The sequence below is a fragment of the Lacticaseibacillus camelliae DSM 22697 = JCM 13995 genome, from assembly GCF_001311195.1.
Lineage (GTDB): Bacteria > Bacillota > Bacilli > Lactobacillales > Lactobacillaceae > Lacticaseibacillus > Lacticaseibacillus camelliae.
The window spans coordinates 1-18,734 of sequence record NZ_BBAJ01000045.1 but is presented as its reverse complement, the minus strand read 5'-3'; the positions used below and the strand labels follow the sequence as shown (position 1 = coordinate 18,734).

General features: G+C 51.5%; 14 protein-coding genes and 6 pseudogenes. 16 read left to right on the top strand and 4 right to left on the bottom strand.

The genetic code is table 11. The annotated features are described in order from the left end of the window. Nucleotides 1-852: 852 nt before the first annotated feature. Nucleotides 853-1,559 (top strand): annotated as a pseudogene (locus tag JCM13995_RS08915) (AzlC family ABC transporter permease). Then, nucleotides 1,552-1,878 carry an AzlD domain-containing protein gene (locus tag JCM13995_RS08910; protein ID WP_054664790.1) on the top strand — a complete coding sequence of 109 codons (327 nt, stop codon included), beginning with the start codon at nt 1,552-1,554 and terminating at the stop codon, nt 1,876-1,878. The pseudogene JCM13995_RS08915 and the gene JCM13995_RS08910 overlap by 8 nt, the downstream one beginning before the upstream one ends. Before the next feature lie 54 nt (nt 1,879-1,932). Here the strand turns inward: JCM13995_RS08910 and JCM13995_RS08905 are convergent, their stop codons facing one another. Next, a complete protein-coding gene (locus tag JCM13995_RS08905; protein ID WP_054664787.1) occupies nt 1,933-2,715 on the bottom strand; it encodes an LPXTG cell wall anchor domain-containing protein in 783 nt (260 codons plus the stop codon). Nucleotides 2,716-3,001: 286 nt separating this feature from the next. Between JCM13995_RS08905 and JCM13995_RS08900 the strand changes: the two are divergent. Then, nucleotides 3,002-4,032, top strand: a pseudogene (locus tag JCM13995_RS08900) (Gfo/Idh/MocA family oxidoreductase). A 110-nt stretch (nt 4,033-4,142) separates the two neighbouring features. Here JCM13995_RS08900 and JCM13995_RS08895 read toward each other — a convergent pair. From JCM13995_RS08895 to JCM13995_RS08885, 3 genes are all read right to left on the bottom strand, one after another. Next, the gene (locus JCM13995_RS08895) at nt 4,143-4,739 is read right to left on the bottom strand and encodes a DUF4230 domain-containing protein (RefSeq protein ID WP_054664784.1); all 597 of its coding nucleotides are present in this window, start codon (nt 4,737-4,739) and stop codon (nt 4,143-4,145) included. Between the two features lie 63 nt (nt 4,740-4,802). Next, on the bottom strand, nt 4,803-5,222 hold the full coding sequence (locus JCM13995_RS08890; protein ID WP_054664780.1) for a hypothetical protein: 420 nt from the start codon (nt 5,220-5,222) through the stop codon (nt 4,803-4,805). Nucleotides 5,223-5,450: 228 nt separating this feature from the next. Further along, nucleotides 5,451-6,692, bottom strand: coding sequence for a hypothetical protein (locus tag JCM13995_RS08885; protein ID WP_054664777.1), 1,242 nt, complete (start codon nt 6,690-6,692; stop codon nt 5,451-5,453). Nucleotides 6,693-7,171: 479 nt separating this feature from the next. On the opposite strand from JCM13995_RS08885, the gene JCM13995_RS15185 reads away from it, so the two are divergent. From JCM13995_RS15185 to JCM13995_RS16105, 13 genes and pseudogenes are all read left to right on the top strand, one after another. After that, entirely contained in the window at nt 7,172-7,786 is a 615-nt protein-coding gene (locus tag JCM13995_RS15185) for a BglG family transcription antiterminator (RefSeq protein ID WP_054664773.1), read from the top strand. Between the two features lie 62 nt (nt 7,787-7,848). Then, on the top strand, nt 7,849-8,658 hold the full coding sequence (locus JCM13995_RS16115) for a BglG family transcription antiterminator (RefSeq protein ID WP_225350819.1): 810 nt from the start codon (nt 7,849-7,851) through the stop codon (nt 8,656-8,658). 157 nt (nt 8,659-8,815) lie between these two features. Then, nucleotides 8,816-9,285: pseudogene (locus tag JCM13995_RS16110) on the top strand (PTS sugar transporter subunit IIA). Then, nucleotides 9,278-9,579 (top strand): annotated as a pseudogene (locus tag JCM13995_RS08870) (PTS sugar transporter subunit IIB). Before JCM13995_RS16110 ends, JCM13995_RS08870 begins: the two co-directional pseudogenes overlap by 8 nt. Before the next feature lie 24 nt (nt 9,580-9,603). Next, nucleotides 9,604-10,887, top strand: coding sequence for a PTS sugar transporter subunit IIC (locus tag JCM13995_RS08865; protein ID WP_054664770.1), 1,284 nt, complete (start codon nt 9,604-9,606; stop codon nt 10,885-10,887). 31 nt (nt 10,888-10,918) lie between these two features. Beyond that, complete coding sequence (locus JCM13995_RS08860) at nt 10,919-11,332, top strand: hypothetical protein (protein WP_054664767.1); 414 nt, start codon at nt 10,919-10,921, stop codon at nt 11,330-11,332. A 28-nt stretch (nt 11,333-11,360) separates the two neighbouring features. Next, on the top strand, nt 11,361-12,212 hold the full coding sequence (locus tag JCM13995_RS08855; RefSeq protein ID WP_054664764.1) for a class II fructose-bisphosphate aldolase: 852 nt from the start codon (nt 11,361-11,363) through the stop codon (nt 12,210-12,212). Between the two features lie 137 nt (nt 12,213-12,349). Next, nucleotides 12,350-12,957 (top strand): annotated as a pseudogene (locus JCM13995_RS08850) (AAA family ATPase). Between the two features lie 24 nt (nt 12,958-12,981). Further along, nucleotides 12,982-15,346 (top strand): annotated as a pseudogene (locus JCM13995_RS08845) (phosphoketolase family protein). 19 nt (nt 15,347-15,365) lie between these two features. Beyond that, entirely contained in the window at nt 15,366-16,019 is a 654-nt protein-coding gene (rpe, locus tag JCM13995_RS08840; protein ID WP_054664761.1) for a ribulose-phosphate 3-epimerase, read from the top strand. A 14-nt stretch (nt 16,020-16,033) separates the two neighbouring features. After that, the gene (deoC, locus tag JCM13995_RS08835) at nt 16,034-16,684 is read left to right on the top strand and encodes a deoxyribose-phosphate aldolase (RefSeq protein ID WP_054664757.1); all 651 of its coding nucleotides are present in this window, start codon (nt 16,034-16,036) and stop codon (nt 16,682-16,684) included. Nucleotides 16,685-16,704: 20 nt separating this feature from the next. Beyond that, on the top strand, nt 16,705-17,394 hold the full coding sequence (gene rpiA, locus JCM13995_RS08830) for a ribose-5-phosphate isomerase RpiA (protein ID WP_054664754.1): 690 nt from the start codon (nt 16,705-16,707) through the stop codon (nt 17,392-17,394). A gap of 766 nt (nt 17,395-18,160) precedes the next feature. Beyond that, nucleotides 18,161-18,734, top strand: a 574-nt coding sequence (locus JCM13995_RS16105; protein WP_225350818.1) for a hypothetical protein, incomplete at its 3' end; no start/stop codon positions are given.

Below are 18,734 nucleotides of genomic sequence, written 5' to 3'. Positions count from 1 at the left end.
AAAATTGAGGTATGGAAAATTTTGTTTGAGGTGACAATCTTAAGGATTGAAGTTTTCAACATTCAACTCTGAGATTCAACGGAGAAAGTCTATGAAGTAATTGGAAATGACAAAGAGGCCTCGAAAAAAAGGACTTCAAACGAATCCGCGCTTGCTGCAAATGCGCATATGCAGGTGCTAACTGAAGATGGCAAGCCAATTCCGTGCGGTATATGTCGCTGGTGAAGTGGCAAGAGATTAGATGACAAAATGGGTCTTGAATAGCGCTTGCTGATTCTTGAGAAGAATCTTCAGATTATTAGTAAGAAAGTCGCGTAGTGCATTCGTACGCGGCTTTCTTTGCGCTTCCGTGGGCAACCCTTTAGCCGTTGCTTTTCGAAGGGTACTGCCAATGCGCGAGGTCCAATACAAATGGGACACGATGTTAGATTCTTGAAAACCATACCCGACAAATGTGAAATTTGACGTGGCATACGTCTTTCTGACGCGTCAGTTAAGGGCTTGCGACGAGGTATCCTAATTTGAAGAAGACCGTGGTATGGTCTTCATATTTGGTTCGATGCTTTCAGGCCTTGTTCTAAAGGAATTGACCGATTCTCTGTACAAGTTTACATATTTCTCGTGTGCTGTTCCTCAGATTTAGCATGTTGGGACATTGAGAATTGTGTTTTGGGCATTATTCTCGTGACGGATTTAAGATGGCTGCGGTTAGCTTACCTACATTGCCATAGTGATGGTCGTTGAGGATCACACCCGACAGACTGGGGGGTGATTGGCGAATTTGCTTGAATCCCTTCAGATTATTGGTACACTAATTCTAATTACTTTTTAATGGTCTGGGGGGCGACGGCAGTGACAGGTGACTTATCTTTTCGTGCGGGGTTGAAGGACGTTTTGCCCACCGTGTTTGGCTACATCGGGGTTGGGCTTGCGTTCGGGGTCGTTGCGCACACCGCCGGCATCGCCTGGTGGCTGGTCGCGTTGATGTCACTGATTGTCTATGGTGGGTCCGTCCAGTTTGTCCTAGCGACGATGCTGGCCGCGGCGAGTCCCATCAGTGCGATGCTCGTGTCAGCCATTTTGATCAACTCGCGGATGAGTCTGATGAGCATGACGGTTGCGCCGTACATCAAAGAAGAGTCGCTGCTGCAAAACATCATGATTGGGACGCTGCTGACCGACGAGACGTTTGCCCTGTCGATGAACAAGGTCAACTACACGAACCACAAGCTGAAGCCGGCCTGGTTTCACGCGGCCAACGTCGGCGCGTACCTGGTATGGATGCTGGCGACCGTGGTCGGGGCGCTGCTTGGCGGGCTGATTCCGAACCTAACGCGTTTGGGCTGGATTTTGCCGCGGTCGCGATGTTCATCGGGCTGCTGTACCTGCAGATGATTGGCGACCGCAGCAAGCCGCTGGTGCGCCAGGCCCAGGTTGTGGTCATTGTCATGGTAATGATGTACGTCCTGATGCGCTTTTTCCCTGGGTCCACGGCGATGCTGATTGCGACAGTGCTGGGCTGCCTGATCGGAATGGGGGTCGAGCGCGCGCATGAGTAATTCATATGTTCTGATGACGATTCTTGCGTGCGGCTTTGCCTTGTGGCTGTTAAAAGTCGTGCCGTTGATCCTGGCGAAGGCGTTTCGGTTCCCGAAACTGCTGGTGCAATTCCTGTCGTTTGTGCCGATCGCGATTTTCGCCGCGATCATTGCGGAAAATATTTTTGTTTATCACCAAGGGGCCTGGCCCGGCATCAACTGGGAGAATCTGCTGGCGTCCGTCCCGGCGGTCGTCACGGCGGTGGTGTCCAAGAGCCTGCTGGCGGTCGTCATCGTTGGCGTCGTTGCGATGGCATTGATTCGATTGCTCGGCTTCTGATGAAAAATGAGCTTACCCTTTGCTGACGAGGGTAAGCTCATTTTAGTTGTAGGATTAGGCGTGCCGTTTGCGCGAAAACGCGATGGCACCGCTCAGCAGGGCGAGTAGGCCGAGTGCACTAGCAGCAGTGTTCACGCGGTCGCCTGTCTGCGGCAAATGCTGCGGTGCCGGTCGCTTACCCTGCGGTGTGAGTTGACCGGCAGGCGACGGTTTGTCTGGAAGTGGACGTGGTTCCGGTTGATCAGAGCTCGGATTTGGAGACGGCTTAGCACTAGGCTGAGGTTCTGGTGCCGGGGTGGGTTTTGGAGCTGGGTTAGGTTCCGGTTCCGGGTTAGGTTCCGGTTCCGGGTTAGGCTCTGGCTCGGGGTTAGGTTCCGGTTCCGGGTTCGGTTCCGGTTCCGGGTTTGGTTCAGGCTCGGGGTTAGGTTCAGGCTCCGGATTTGGTTCCGGTTCTGGTTCGCTTTGCGCAATGATTTCAAAAGTCTGGCCGTGAGAGTATGGACTCATGCGGCCGCCATCCGTGCGCTTGGCGCTGATGTTCGTTACCACAGTTTCCCCAGTTGCGCCCTGAATGGTCACGGTGAAGGGGATGGTGAACGTCCCACTGCCTGCGGTCGGCTCTGGCGCAGTCGCGCTCCCAGTGGTCATCACGGTCACGGCTGGATTATTGGAAATCAACATGAAGTGGTCAAGCGGCAGGCGGCCATCGGCACCATAGTAATGTACAGTGCACGTGCCTTGGTAGGTTTTGCCGGCTGTGACTTTCATCACGTCCGAATTGTGACTCTGACCGTCGATAACGACGTCGAAGCGCCCGATTTCGATCCATGAAGCCACGTTGCGGCTGCCCGGGTCGCCGCCGTGGTTGCACCTTGGGTGGTCTGCGTGTTCAACGGGGCAACGCCGATCAGGACAAGGGCACTGACACCAGTAATAAGTATCTGCTTTTTCAATGTATAATCCTCCTATCACGGGGGATTATATCAGGCCGTCTAGACCAATGGAACCGTTTTAAGCGTGCCGTCATTGAAGCTTCATGACGCTCTCATTCACCGCAGGATTTTTGTATTTCTGGGCGCGTTCGGCTACAGTTAACGTGAACGACTTCAATGGGGGTAATACGATGATCACAATGGCTTATATTGGCAATGGCAAGGCGACAAACCGCTACCACTTGCCGTTTTCTCGGCAGGTGAAGGACATCCGGGTGAAGACGATTTACGCGCGGCACGACGACTCGCCGTGGGCTAAGCTGCCGGACGTCAAGTACACCACGAACATCAACGACATCTGGGACGACCCGGAGATCCAGTTGGTTGCAATCACCACACCGCCCCAGGCCCATTTTGAACTCGCCAAGCCGCGCTGGACCACGGTAAGAACGTCCTGCTGGAAAAGCCATTCACGGCCACGGCCCACGAGGCGCGCGAGCTGTTCGACTACGCCAAGCAAAAGGGCCTGCTTTTGGAAGGCTACCAGAACCGGCGCTTCGACTCAGACTTTCTGACCGTGCAAAAAGTGATCGCGTCCGGCAAGCTGGGCAAGGTTTACGAAGTCGAGGATAACTTTGACTACTATCGTGCCGCCGCGGTCGAGCAAAGTACCGAGTACACTCGGCTGGGCAGCTTCCTGTACGGTCACGCCGTGCACACGATGGATCAGGTCTTGTCCTACTGGGGCACGCCGGTCAGCGTCGATTACGACGTGCGTCAGCTGCTCGGGCCGAACCACATGGCCGATTATTTTGACATCGGCATGCACTACCCAGATAGCTTGAAGGTGTCGGTCAAGTCGAGCTTCTTCCGGCTGAATTACCGGCCGTCGTTTGTGGTGTATGGCACCCGCGGCCGCTTTCTGAAGCAGGAGACCGACCAGCAGGAAGCTATGATGAAAAAGTTCTACATGCCAGGTCCAGATCACCCCGACTTTGGCGTTGACCGGCCGGATCAGTACGGCACACTGTCCTACTTGGACGACGCGGGCCAATACCACGAGGAAAAGGTCGTGTCTGAGGTTGGTGGCTACCAGAAGTACTACGAAGCCCTGGTCGATACCTTGGAAAACGGCGCCGCGCCGCTGGTCACGCCGGAGCAAACCATCACGTTGATGACGCTGCTTGAAGAAGGCGCCGAACAAATCGAAGCCACCCTGTAAACAGGAGCGGCGGCAAGCTTGTTAAAAACAAAGCGAGGATCGCATCAGTGATTGCGACCCTCGTTTCGTTTTATTGTTTTCATTCTGGGTGATTGGCCAGTTTCTAAATGTTAAGCTTCAAAGGAGCATTTTACCTTCACGCCTTTGGTCCCGAGCATGCGGCTCAGCATCTGCTGGGCGCTCTTTTTGGCGGTTGTGACAATGTCTGGCTTACCGAGAATGTCTTCATCGACATCCTTAGCCGCCTCTTTTTGGATTTTCAGGCCAGTGGCGTTATTGTCGCTGACGAACATTGAGGCATTGGTTTTGTAATAGTCAAAGCTGCTGGCATAGTCGGAGTCTTTGAGCAGAAGCTTGACCTGTGGTGCCGGCATCGTGATCAAGAGCGTTTTGGTTGCGGAGTCGTAATGATTCTTGGACTTGGCCAAGTCGAAGTACACCTGTGCTTTGAAGTGGAAAATGTAGACGGTGGTCTCCTTGTCTTTGATCAAGCCACCAAGTATTTGCCCCACTTTATCTTTGTTGACGGTCTTATCGTAATAAACGCTGGTGGTGTCTAATTCACCGATCTGTTTTACTTTAAAATTCGATGTTGCGACCTTAGTGCTTTCCTGCGCATCATCGTAACGGGTGTAGATGGCTAACCCGCCAATAACTAGGACCGCAATGAGGACAATGACGCCGATTACCTTTTTCATCTTTTTCATGTGTTGCTCCCCCAAACAATTTTGAATATATAGTCTCATAGGAATATAAGAAGAGCAATTCTTTTATTCGCCCAAATTGACGTCTAACTTCTGGACCTTATAGCGAGGCTTTTCCAAAGAGTTTTTGGTGAACTTGATCAGCATATCGTAATTTACTTTTACTGGGAGGGGCTTGGTGGCTTTAACTTGGTAAGCAATCTCGTATTGGTGCTGCCGCTTCGTTTTGGCAACGTATAAGGTATCATCTTTCAGGTATCGCCAGTTGTCCTCATTACCATCGCCTTTGGTTGCCCGTTTGGCTGCCGCGCGTGCCAGCTTCCAGAACTGTTTCTCCTGGGTGTCATTCAGATTGTCTGTCTTAGCAGAGAATAGGATGTGTGCCTGAGTGCTTGAATACATTGGGATAGGGGCGGTGTTTTGGGTGGTGCAGCCTCCAAGACCAAGCACTATTACAGTTGTTAAAACCATTTTCTTCGTATTCATCAGTAATTCCTCCATCATCATGGTCGCAGTCTATGCGCCACTATAGGACGTGTTTTATTTACGAATATTGGTTTTGGGGAAACGAGAAGAAGGGGCGGAACTGTCTGAAGCATCCTGTAAAAGGGTGAGGCGTCCTGCTGCGGCGGGGCTTTTTTCATGCGTTCGACGACAAGAAGAGCGTCAGCCACTGATTCAATGGCTGACGCTCGATTTAGTCTCTAGCGATGCTTAATCGGACTCAGGCTCAAACTTAAAGGTAAAACACTCATTGCTTAAGGCCGGATTGCCTAACTTGCCAATCTGCTGCCAGACCTTGTAGCTCAAGCTTCGCGTGCAGTCGGTGCAGGTCTCTAAAAAGTGATGGATGCTGCACTGGTACTCAGCGGGGAACTCGTAGAAGGCTGCAAAGCTGACTAGCTGAGACAGGATCTCTTCGGCCTGATTCTGACAAGTTGAGGCGTCACGCGGATCTTCCATGGCAATCAGATCGTTGAGCTGGCGAGCTACGGCTAGCTCCGTTTCAAATTCTTCCGCTTCAAGCGGCGGCTCAACGGCAAAGTAAACGGCCAGGCTTTGGACGAGGCGAAGCTGATCGGCCGTGACCCCAGTGACTGTGCCAGGATTGAGGTCGAAGGCGCGGAGTTCGAGGTGGGAGATTCCAGTCTCTAGCAGCTTTCGTGGATCCTTTCCGGCGGTGCTTTTTAGCCGCACCGGTTCGTAGTACTGACCGGGCGCCAGGAGCTCGCCAGTTGCGATGGCTTTTTCGATTCGCGCCACGTACCGCGGCACGGACTGGTAGTCGCCGTGGATGTTAGTTGGGAAGCCAAGCGGACCGCTGCGAAGGCTGCGGACCGGGTGCGTCGGTGCATCACCCGGGAAATAGCCGGCAAAAGCCAGCGGCGTCGCGCCGAACAGGTACGTGAACAGCCAGCGGTGAAGCATAAAGTATTGCGCCAAGTGCACGTACAACTCATCGGTGGTCGAAAACTCGGTCAGCTGCAGCAGCGCCGCCAGCGCCGGCTCGGTGAAGCTGAGATTGATGTGGATGCCGGTATTGAGGATGCGGCGGAGGTCATAGACATGGCTCAGCCGTTCGCGATAGCTGTAGGTCTCTTCCGGCTGCCGCGAGATGTGCCTTTGCTCCAGCGGCTGCGTCAGTGGTGGGGGGCAGCTGTATGGCCACAGGCGTTCACCCGGTCCGAGGTGGTTGGCGACCGCTTGGACAATTTGCGCGGCGCGTGCAGAATTTTTCTCAACGTCCGGTTCGACCGGCATTGCGAATTCGATTTGCGCGTTAAAAAATTCGTGCTCGACAAACTCGCCCACCTCTTCACTGAAGTCGGTGGGGAAAGGCTGCTCGCTCAGCCGGTTTTGCGGATCGATGCGGACCTTTTCAACCTCTATGCCAATGTTAGTGTGGCTGGCCACAATTTGGTCAAGCGTGACTTCCCTTGCAGCTCTGATCGTCAATTCAACCACCTCGCTCAGTCGGTGACATTCGCTCGTCTAAATCGACTATATACCCATCTGTTGAGGGGACTCAAAAGATACGTACTGGAAAAACTAAAGTAATCCGGGATCAAGCCCCAGGCGAGGTTTTTAACGCGTGATCCGCGATTGAAGCAACTTCGGCCAATCAACTAATTGATCCATCCACCACTATTGCAGACCTGATTGCTGTACCGCACAAGCGCTCAGGCTTGTTTTTGCTTGATGCGGCAGGCTAACAGTATTCGGCCCGGGACTTCATGTGTACCGTTAGTCGCGAAACACCTGGTTAGCAAAACGCTTACGAAAGAATAGTCGAACCAGTATACTGATAAGCACAACGCTTTTCCCTTCAAAAAGGAAACCGGCTGGGTGCGAGCGCTTTCCTTTTTTTTGACGGAAACAATCAGCACTTTTTCAGCTGCAAGCGGTTGCATATTATATAGATGTGAGGTGAGAACATGCGAGACGGGCTAATCAAGGTATTAGATTTGTTGAGCAGTTCCGAAACGGTCAGGGTAGCAAAACTAGCTGACGAGCTAGGGGTAACTACAAAGACTGTGCGCAACGAGATCAAGGAAATTAATGAAACGCTGGCCAGCGAATCCCTTGATCAGATTGAGGTCAACAAAGGTGTGATCACCAGTAGCCTCACAAAACAGACAGTAAATAAATTACTTCGCAACATTGATAAGAACCAACAAAGCGAGCTTTACATGACACCCGAGCAGCGAACGAAATTCATTCTCTTGGAGTTCATGAGTACGAAAGAGCCATTGTTCCTGGTTGACCTGCAAGATGCAATGCAGATCAGCAAGAGCACGATGGACAGTGACATGCGCGAGGTTCGCAAGATCGTTCAGCCCTATGGTTTACACATTCGGACCAATCCGAGAAGCGGGGTTTCTGTTGAAGGCAGTGAACGTGCCATTCGGATGATGTTTGCCGATGTGTTTACCCAACAGCCGAACGTCCTGGCGGTGGTGACCCAGCAAGTGGGTTGGCCAAAGCTCTTGGTCGATGAAGCAGCCAAGCGTTTCCGCCAAAAGAGATCCGGTTTCTCAGAAACGAACTGAAGCGCGTCTTCGCCGCCACCCACCTGGGGGTCAACGATAACTATCAGTCACAAGCAATTGTGATGACGCTGGTTTGGCTGTCACGTGTCACCAGCGGCAACTACGTTAACCAGGACGACGAAGATCAGGCTTCTTCGCTCAACTCTCGCGAGTCGGAGTTCGTCAGTTCAGTGATCACCCACTTTAGCCTCAACTTAGCGGTCGGGGCGGAAGTTAATTACTTGGCATTTACGATCGGTAGCTTCGACTCGGACGATACCACAGCTATTGATAACTGGGCACGGTCACAGGTCATCTGCATTTCACTGATCGATTGGATGGAAGAGAGCCTGGGGTTCCCGTTTTCTAAGAGCGAAACGCTGTTCGAACGTGTTTACAAGCACGTTTCCGCCTTGCTGAGGAGACAGAACCAACGGGTCAACGCCTACAATCCGCTGAAAAGCACGATTATGCAGAGTTATCCCGAGGTGTTCCGAGCCGTGCGCAATTTCTTCTGGAAACACGGCAGCGAATACCGCATGAGCCCGTCTGACGATGAGATCGGCTACCTAGCCGTTTACTTCTCAACTGCCCAAGTTGAGATTCGTCAGGAGCGTGTTTACACGTACCGCATTGCGGTGGTTTGCAATTATGGGATGGCGACAGGCAGGTTGCTGGCAGCGCGGCTTGAGGAACATTTCAACGTGGATGTCATTGCGGTGCTAAGTATTTCTGAACTGGACGTGCTTAAAAAGCTGCCAGTGAGTCTCGTGTTTAAAACCGTGGATGTTGCCATTGAGGGCGTTCCCAGTCTGAAGTTAAACCCGATTCCATCTGACAACGATATTAAGAAAGCAGCAGATTTTTTTAGCGGAGCACTCGCAGCTCTCTAAGTACAAAGGAGATCAACTCGAGCCAACGCGACTATTCAACAGCGTTCTGACCACTCTCAAGCAGAGCGGTATCCGGGTCGAGAAAGACTTGGTTTTCAATTTACAAAGAGTATTTGAAGCGAACAAGTTGGAAATAAACGAAAGGGAGGTTCAGCCAATGCTCAAGGACCTCGTAAATGATAAGCAGATACAGTTACAGGTTCCCGTAGATGGGTGGAAAGACGCAATTATCAAAGCAGCACAGCCGTTAATCGATGAGGACTTCATTAAACAATCATACGTTCAAGCCATGATCGATTCTGTGACCAAGTATGGGCCCTACATCGTGATTGGGCCGTCGATCGCGCTGGCACATGCGCGGCCAGAAGACGGAGCCAACAAGCTGGGTGTTTCCATCATGACGCTCAAGGACCTGTCAACTTTGGCAATCCTGAGAACGATCCAGTTAAGGTTGTGTTCTGCCTTGCAGCCGTCGACAACTACTCACATCTAAATGTGATGAAGGCGGTTGTTCAGCTGATCAACGATCCAAAGAAAGTTGAGCAGCTGTCGACTATTTCCGACGTTAAAGAATTCCGCGATGTGCTATTTGAGAATGAACAAGAAGGAGACGATTTAAATGAGTAAGACACCAAAGATTTACTTTATCTGTGGTAATGGGCTTGGCAGCTCATTGGCATGCCAGATGGTTGCAGAAGATGTCTTAAGCGCCAATGGCCTTAAAGCAACATGGATCATGAATCCATTTCGTCGGCACCAGGCCTCAAGACCGACATCATTGTTTCGGCCGAGAATTTTAAAATTCAGTTTAGTAAGTTCGAGATGGACCCAGCCATTCACTTCGTTTTCCTTCACAACATTGTCAGCAAGGATGAACTCGCAGAGAAACTTGTCCCAGTGGTCAAGGAACTATCTGAGTGAGGATAGAGACTGGAGGTAATACAGATGGGTGTCATTAACTTTATCATTCAAAATATCCTGACGCAGTCCGCAATCATCATTGCCCTGATCGCGCTGCTAGGGCTGGTTTTGCAAAAGAAATCGTTTGGTGAAGTGCTAACAGGAACCTTTAAGACATTACTGGGATTCGAAGTCCTGACCGCGGGTTCAGCTGTCATTACGGGCAGTTTGACCTACTTCGGTAAAATCTTCCAGCACGCGTTCCACTTGAACGGCGTCATTCCAAGTATTGAGGCGATCAATGGCCAGGCCATGAACGCCTTAGGGCTTGGCAATGCCATTGCGTTCACGTTCTTAGGGATCTTCATCGTCAACATCATCATTGCGCGGTTCTCCCCTTGGAAGTACATCTTCCTGACCGGCCAGGCATTGCTCTGGATGGCCACAATGACCACCATTGGTGGGAAAATCTGCGGTTTCAACACGGTAACGACCGTGATCGTCGGCAGCATTATCGGTGGGATCTTCGCCGTTGCAATGCCAGCGTTCGCCCAGCCGTTTGTTCGTAAGATCACTGGCAATGATGCCATCGCGTTGGGTCACTTCTGCACGATTGGTTATCTAGTCGAAGCCGGCGCTGCTTGGGTCTTCGGCGAGCGCGGTGAAAAGAAGCACTCGGTTGAAGACATCAAGCTGCCTAAGGCCATGGAGTTCATGCAGGATACTTACCTGTCCATTGCGGTTGTCATGGTGCCGCTGTATCTGATCACTGCTGCATTTGCTGGCCCAAAGTGGGCTGGTGTGGGCACGACCAACTACATGGTTGAATCATTCTTGCAGGCCATTCAGTTCGTTGTTGGGGTCTACGTCCTGCTTGCTGGTGTTCGGTTGTTACTTGGTGAAATTGTGCCAGCGTTCCGGGGGATTTCGATGAAGCTGGTGCCAGACGCAAAACCTGCGCTGGACTGCCCAGTCCTCTTCCCATACTCGCCTAACGCCGTCATCGTCGGCTTCGTGACAACCACGATTGGGACCGTCATTGGCATGTTCCTGATGCCTGTACTGGGCCTGGCCGTCATCCTGCCAGGGATGCTGACGAACTTCTTCGCCGGTGGGACTGCTGGGATCTTCGGTAACGTTGTCGGTGGCCGTCGTGGTGCGATCATCGGTGGCATTATTCACGGCTTGTTCATCACCCTGCTGCCTGCACTGCTGGTCGTTGCACTCCAAAAGCTTGGCTTTGTCAATGCGAGTGCGACCGACTCAGATACCATCGTTGCATGCTTGATGTACGCGTTCATTCTTTCACCAATTCTCAAAGCGGTTTAATCATTGCCGCCACCTGAAGGGAGATGAGTAGATGTTCGGATTCGGTAAGAAAAAGAAAAAGGACAGTCCGGATTCAAAAGCCAAAAATTCGGAAACAGAAGCTAAGCAGCTATCCCCAGAAGAAATTGCTAACATTCAAGCCAAAGCAGACCAGCTGGTCAAGCAGATCGACGCGAGTGACCAGGCTGATCAACCAAAACTCTATGACGAGTTGGGTGGCTTGTATGTTCAGCTGAAGCAACCTGATCAGGCAATCGAAGCTTACGAAAGCAGCCTCAAGATCAAAGAGCAGTTTGGTGATGCCTACAACGCGTTGTTAAACCTGTATGAAGAAAAGCGCAAGGCAGCCGCTGTTGCTAAAGATGATAGCGCCATTGAGAAGTGGGTTGGCAAGACCAACGATTTGCTTGCGCTGTCTAAGCGTGTGATGCGTTCTAACTACTAAAGTTCTTAATTCACGGGAGGAAATTATTATGTACAAAGATCTTAAAACAATGTTGGGTGAAGCACAGCGTCTTGATTACACGGTTGGTGCCTTCAATGCGCACAACTTGGAAATGGTTCCTTCAATGATCCAAGCGGCAAAAGATCAGGGTGCACCAATCATCATTCAAACGAGTGAAGGGACTGCGAAGTACGTTGGTATGAAGAACTTCGTTGCCGTATGCAAGTCGCTTGCTGATGACCTGCTGGTAGATGTTGACCTTCACTTGGATCACGCGAAGTCTTTTGACAACATCAAAGAAGCGATTGACGCTGGTTACACCTCAGTCATGTTTGATGGTTCGGCCCTGCCATTCCGTGAAAACATGGAAAAGTCCCTGCGCGTCACCGACTATGCACACGCACATGGTGTTTCCGTTGAATGCGAAATTGGGACGATTGGTGGTACTGAGGAAGGCATTTCCGTTAAGGAAGGTGTTTACACCGACCCGAAGCAGGCGCTTGAATTCCTGGATAACGTTCCAGTTGATGCATTGGCCGTTGGGATCGGCACTCACCATGGTCAATTCCAGTCCAAGACGAAGCTGAACTGGCCGCTGATCGAAGAACTGCACTCAAAGATCACCACCCCAATGGTTATCCATGGTGGGACCGGGGTTAACGAAGACGACTATCACCGTCTGACAGAGAACGGCTTCCGTAAGTTCAACGTTGGGACTCAGCTGCTGGTTGCTTGGACCAAGACGGCTCAAGAATACTTTGGCAAGACTGAAGTTAACAACTCGCTGCGTAACAACATCGAGCCATGCAACAAGGCCGTTTACGACATTGTTAAGCACAAGATCAGCCTGTTTCAGAATGCCAGCGCCACTGTCGCCTAAGTTTGTCGCTTAAGTTTTCCCAGAATTAATCGTTTTACCTCAATGATATATCGCTCCAAAAAGTTGGGAAGGCTGGCGGAAGGTCTTCCCAATTTATGTTTAACGACCATTTTGAGGTCAAGAAAGGTAGTGAAATCATGCCAACTAAGCATTCGCTGATCCTATTGGCCGGCGCGCCTGGTACCGGGAAGGGTTACACCGCTAACATCATCCGGCAAGCACTGCCTAACCTGACGTACGCGCCTTTGGATATGTACAAAGAGCACATTTACGACGAAATTGGTTTTGACAACGTTGAGCAAAAAGACGCGCTAGATGAAGAGGCACGGCAGCGTTATTACCGCGCAATCGACATCATGATGGCCAACGGGAAAAACATTCTGGGTGACTACCCGTTTAGCTACAAGCAAAAGCCTTACCTGACTAAAGCCGCCGCTGCACACGACTACAACGTCATTACTGTGCGCTTAGAGGCACCTGCACAGGTGCTTTATGACCGTCAGCGTGCTCGCGATAAGGAAGAACCGAGGCACCTAGGCATTTGATGCAGCATTATCATTTTGGGGACAAGTTGACCGATGAAACCAAGCTGGATGGCATGCCATCCTTTGAGGTTTATCAGCGGCGGCTGACCGACCGCGGTTATGACAAGTTTGAGCTTGGCAAGCTGATTCGACTGGACGTGAGCGACTATTCGAAAATCAATTACGAGCAGTTGATCGCCGAAATTAAAAACGCATTGTAATCTTGAATAGAAAGAATGAATGACATGGAAAAAGAGGACTATTCGTCACCAGAGTATTTTGACAAGCTGACCGCGTATTGGCGGGCTGCAAACTATGTCTCCGTGGGTCAACTGTACCTGCGCGACAACCCACTGCTGAAGCGGCCGCTCAAGTCCAGCGACGTAAAAGTCAATCCGCTGGGCACTGGGGCACCATTGCCAGCCAGAACTTCATCTACGCGCACCTCAACCGCCTGATCAACAAGTACGACCTGAACATGTTTTACATTGAAGGCCCGGGTCACGGTGGTCAGGTCATGATCTCGAATGCTTATCTCGACGGCACCTACACCGAGACGTACCCGAACATCACCCAAGACGAAAAAGGCATGAAGATCCTCTTCAAGCGCTTCTCGTTCCCTGGTGGTGCCGCCAGTCACGCCAATGCGCAGATCCCCGGCTCCATCCACGAAGGCGGCGAACTCGGCTACGCGTTGAGCCACGCCACCGGCGCGATCCTCGACAACCCTGACGTCATTGCTGCCACCGTCATTGGCGATGGCGAAAGCGAAACGGGCCCCTTGGCGGCCAGCTGGTTCTCTAACACGTTCATCAACCCGATCACCGATGGTGCGGTTTTGCCGATCATTAACATGAACGGCTTCAAGATTTCCAACCCGACCATCCTGTCCCGCAAGACCGATGAGGAACTCACCGAGTACTACGGCGGCATGGGCTGGAATCCTTACTTCATCGAAGGCGATGACCCGGAGAAGCTCAACCCCGAAATGGCAAAAGCTTTCGATTCTGCTATTGAAGAGATCAAGAGCATTCAAAAGCACGCCCGTGAGACCGGCGACACCACGATGCCGCACTGGCCAGTGATGATCGTCCGCACGCCAAAAGGCTGGACTGGCCCAAAGAGCTGGGACGGCGATAAAATCGAAGGCTCGTTCCGTGCCCACCAGATCCCAATTCCGGTATCTCGCGACCACATGGAGCACGCCGACGCTTTGGAAGCTTGGCTCAAGTCCTACAAGCCTGAAGAGCTATTCGACGAGAACGGCGTCCTCAAGCCTGAGCTTAAGGCCATGGTCCCGACTGGCACGAAGCGCATGGCGGATAACCCGATCACCAACATGGGCAATCACACCAAGCCACTGGTCCTCCCTGACTTCCACCAGTACGCCCTCGACAACACCGAGCGCGGCAAGAACGTACGTCAGGACATGCTCATTTGGTCTGACTACCTGCGCGATTTGATCAAGCTGAACCCGGATAACTTCCGCGTCTTCGGCCCTGACGAAACCATGTCCAACCGCCTGTACGGTCTCTTCGACACGACGAACCGTCAGTGGTTAGAACACATTTCGGATAACGGCTCTGACGAGGACATGAACGCGTCCGGTCGCATCATCGATTCCCAGCTGTCTGAGCACCAGGCAGAAGGCTTCCTTGAAGCTACACCCTGACCGGCCGCCACGGCGTGTTCACGTCCTACGAGGCATTCCTGCGCGTGGTGGACTCCATGCTGACCCAGTACTTCAAGTGGATTCGCGAAGCCGCAGACGAGCCTTGGCACCGTCCTTATCCGTCACTGAACGTCGTCTCCACTTCGACCTCGTTCCAGCAGGATCACAACGGCTACACCCATCAAGACCCAGGTATTTTGACGCATCTGGCCGAAAAGAAAGGCGAATTCATTCGTGAGTATCTGCCGGCCGACACCAACTCTCTGCTGGCCATCTCCCCGAAGGTCTTTAGCAGTGAGAACACCATCAACCTGCTCATTACCTCCAAGCAGCCGCGGCCGCAGTTCTACTCCATCGAAGAAGCCACAGTGCTGGCCAACAACGGCCTGAAGCGCATCGACTGGGCCTCAAACGACGATGGCGTTGAACCGGATGTCGTGCTGGCCGCAGCCGGCACCGAGCCGAACATGGAAAGTCTCGCTGCCATCAACCTGCTGCACGATCAGTTCCCTGACCTCAAGATCCGGTTCATCAACGTGCTGGACCTGTTGAAGCTGAAGAAGGACGATCCGCGCGGCCTGAGCGACGAAGAATTCGACGCGTACTTCACCAAGGACAAGCCAGTATTCTTCCAGTTCCACGGCTTTGAAGACTTGATCAAGGACATTTTCTTCGATCGTCACAACCACAATCTGTTTGTTCACGGCTACCGTGAGGAAGGCGCCATCACGACCCCGTTCGACATGCGGGTCCTGAACCAGCTCGACCGGTTCCACTTGGCCAAGGACGTCGTTGAACACGTCCCAGGTTACGCAGAAAAAGGCGCGGCCTTCGTTCAGAAGATGGACGACACCCTGCAGTATCACTACGATTACATCCGCGACACCGGTGAAGACATCCCAGAAGTCCAAAACTGGGTCTGGAAGCCGATCAAGTAGAGAAGGGAAGGTTACAAGCATGGAAATTGTACCTTCAATCTTAAGTGCCAATTTTGGCCATGTTACCAGAGACGTGTTGGCTGTGACAGAAGCCGGAGCGAAGACGATTCATATTGACGTCATGGATGGCGCGTTTGTGCCAAACCTGAGTTATGGGCCGCAAATCGTGGCAGCTCTGCGAAAGGAGACAAATGCGAAGCTTGAGGTTCACCTGATGGTTCAAAATCCCGAGAATCTGGTCCAGGCCTTCATCGATGCGGGCGCTGACTCAATTCTGGTGCACGTGGAAGCCACGCAGCACATCCACCGCGCGCTAAGCCTGATCAAAGCGGCCGGCAAAGAAGCCGGGGTCGTCATCAACCCGGGCACGAGCGTCTCGACAATCACCCCGCTGCTCAGAATGGTCGACCAGGTGCTGGTCATGACCGTTGATCCTGGCTTTGGGGGTCAAAAGTTCCTGCCGGAGACGACGGCCAAACTAGATCTATTGAGAGAACTCAGAGGGAAGACTGACGGCTACGATTACAAGCTGGAAGTTGATGGCGGTGTCAACGAAGCGACAATGCCCGAGGTACAGAATCACGGTGTTGACTTGGCAGTCGCAGGTTCTGCCGTTTTTGACGGGATCGATGCAAAGAAGAACTTTCAGAAGCTGGCCGAAGAGGCCGGCTAGGGAGGAATACTGGCATGGAGTTGAATCAATACATTGACCATACATTGTTGAAACCAGAGGCGACTGAAGACCAGGTCGACAGGGTGGTCCAGGAGGCCATTGAGAACCACTTCAAGACAGTTATGGTAAACCCGTACTGGGTCGAGCACGTTCACGATAAGCTGAGAACGACGTCGGTGGGCACGGCGACCGTCATTGGGTTTCCGCTGGGGGCCAACACCACTTTTATTAAGCTGGAAGAAGCCAAACGCGCCATTGCGGATGGCGCCGACGAACTGGATATGGTCATGAATATTGGTGAGCTTAAGGCCCGTCACTATGAGGCAGTGCTTGGTGAAATTGAACAATTGGCGGATCTGGCCCGCACCAACGGTAAAATCCTGAAGGTCATTATCGAGACCGCCTTACTGACTGATGATGAAATCGTCAAGGCCAGTGAACTTGTTGCGGACGGTGGTGCAGATTTCGTCAAGACCTCCACCGGATTTTCCACGCGCGGCGCGGCCGTGCACGACGTTGAGTTGATGCACAAGGCTGTAAACGGCCGGATCCAGGTCAAAGCCGCTGGCGGGATCCATACCGCGGAAGAAGCAGAAGCAATGATCAAAGCCGGGGCAACGCGATTGGGCGTCAGCGCCAGCATGAAGATCATTGGTAAAGCATAGTTCGGGTTAGGAGGGCAAGTATGAGTCAAGACGAATTGAAAAAAATGGCCGGGAAATGGGCATCTAAGTACATTGAGGACGACATGACAGTCGGTCTTGGTACGGGGACGACCGTGAAGTTCTTGGTCGATGCGGTGGCGGAACGATTGAACAATAAGACGCTGAAGGGTATCCGCGCCGTTTGTACCAGCAGCCGGACCGCCAACCAGGCGAAAGGCCTGGGCATTCCGGTCGTCGATCTCAACGACGTCAGCCACATTGATTTGTGCATCGACGGGGCCGATGAAGTTGACGAACATTTCCAGGGAATCAAAGGCGGCGGCGGTGCCCAAACCTTGGAGAAAATGGTGGCGACGAACAGTCTGCGAAACATTTGGATCGTTGATGCGTCCAAGATGGTCAAGCAACTAGGGACTTTTCCGCTGCCCACGGAAGTCATTCCGTTTGGCTGTGAACGGGTCTTCACTAAGTTGAAATGGGCTGGACTCGAGCCAAAGTTCAGATTGGATGATGCAGGCAAGCGGTTCGTCACGCATAATGGGAACTACATTATTGACTTGCACCTCGGCCGAATCGATCATCCGCATAAACTGGCTCAGTATCTGGACCGCCAGGTGGGTATCCTGGAGCATGGGCTCTTCTTGGACATTGTCGACGAGGTCGTTGTCGGCACTAATGACGGCGTTCGTGAGTACAAGGCACTGCGCTAGGGCTACAGCGCTAGTCGAAGACGGAAAAGTAACGCGCTAGTGCAAACTAAGATGCTGATTTATGGCACGTTTTCGGCTACATTAGTCTTAATCATCAGATACGCAAAAAGGCAGCAGGTCGCATGACTTGCTGCCTTCTGTGTGTCTGGTTCACCTAGGTAATGTTCTGTTCAAAGCATTTCTGGTTTAATCGATTTGCTGATAGAGCGGCGGGGGCTGTTTGAACTATTAAAGCGGTTTCTGAATAGTGGGCGACTGCTTAACCAGTTCGACAGCATTGTTACCCAGCACATATCAAATTTCCTTGAAGGACTTTCTTCAGCGTGGATCGGGGGGATGGTACTTACAGTGAAGTAAGTGCCATCCTCCTTATAGCCTGAGCGCGTTAAAAGATAACTGTTATTGCTTATGTGTTCTATCCATGAGAATGATTGAGAGACTTTAGAAAACCCATCATGCTTTAATAAATATATATGAACTTTTGGGACGGTAGTTCATTAAAATGCAGATTTGTGAGGCTCATCCTGACAATATTCAGTTGATCATGATCAGAAAATGGGCTCGGAATAGAGTCACTTTAGTCAATAATGGAATAACAAAGTGCTTCCCAAAAGCTCTTTTAATAGTCGGCTGCGAAATCGGTTTAAGGCATATGAAGAGATTGACTAGGAACCACAAGTAGACGGGAAAACATTAGTGGCTGATAATTTTTCGAAAGGGTCATGAAATGTTATTGGAACAGATGTGCAGAGGGGGCTTGGTATTTGTGGTAGAGATTCGGACTTTAACACTGACTGAACGTAGCAGGATTTGGGCCGAAATGTCGGCGCAACAACGTCAGGCGTATGAGATGTCTATGACATATAGAATTAGTGATCGAGTCCTTAATCGGATTTTTCAGGGCTCATCTGCTTGGCGCCTCATCGCTGTTAATATTGACTATGATTGGGATCTTCGAAAACGCGGGAGAGCTTTTAGTCCGGCACTTTTTTGTGAATGCGGTCGACCATTACGGTATCAGTTTGAGCTTGTGTCTGTTAGTAGTTCCAATAAGCGAATTCTACTTGGGTCAACACATTTTGCGGAAGTGTTGGGAATCTCACCAAAAGTTGCGCGAGAAGTAGCAAAGCACCTGAACCAGATTCAGAGCTTAATGGATGAAGTCCTGATTAGGTACCGTGCAGGAGAAAGGTTCCCCAAACAATTTGTATCTGGCATTGAAGATGGGCTACTAAAATGTACGGACAAGAGTTTTGCACAGAGAATGCAGACGTATATGAGTGCGGATATGCCCATTACAGGAAATGCTAGGGAAAGATTAAATCGTTTACCTCAATTTT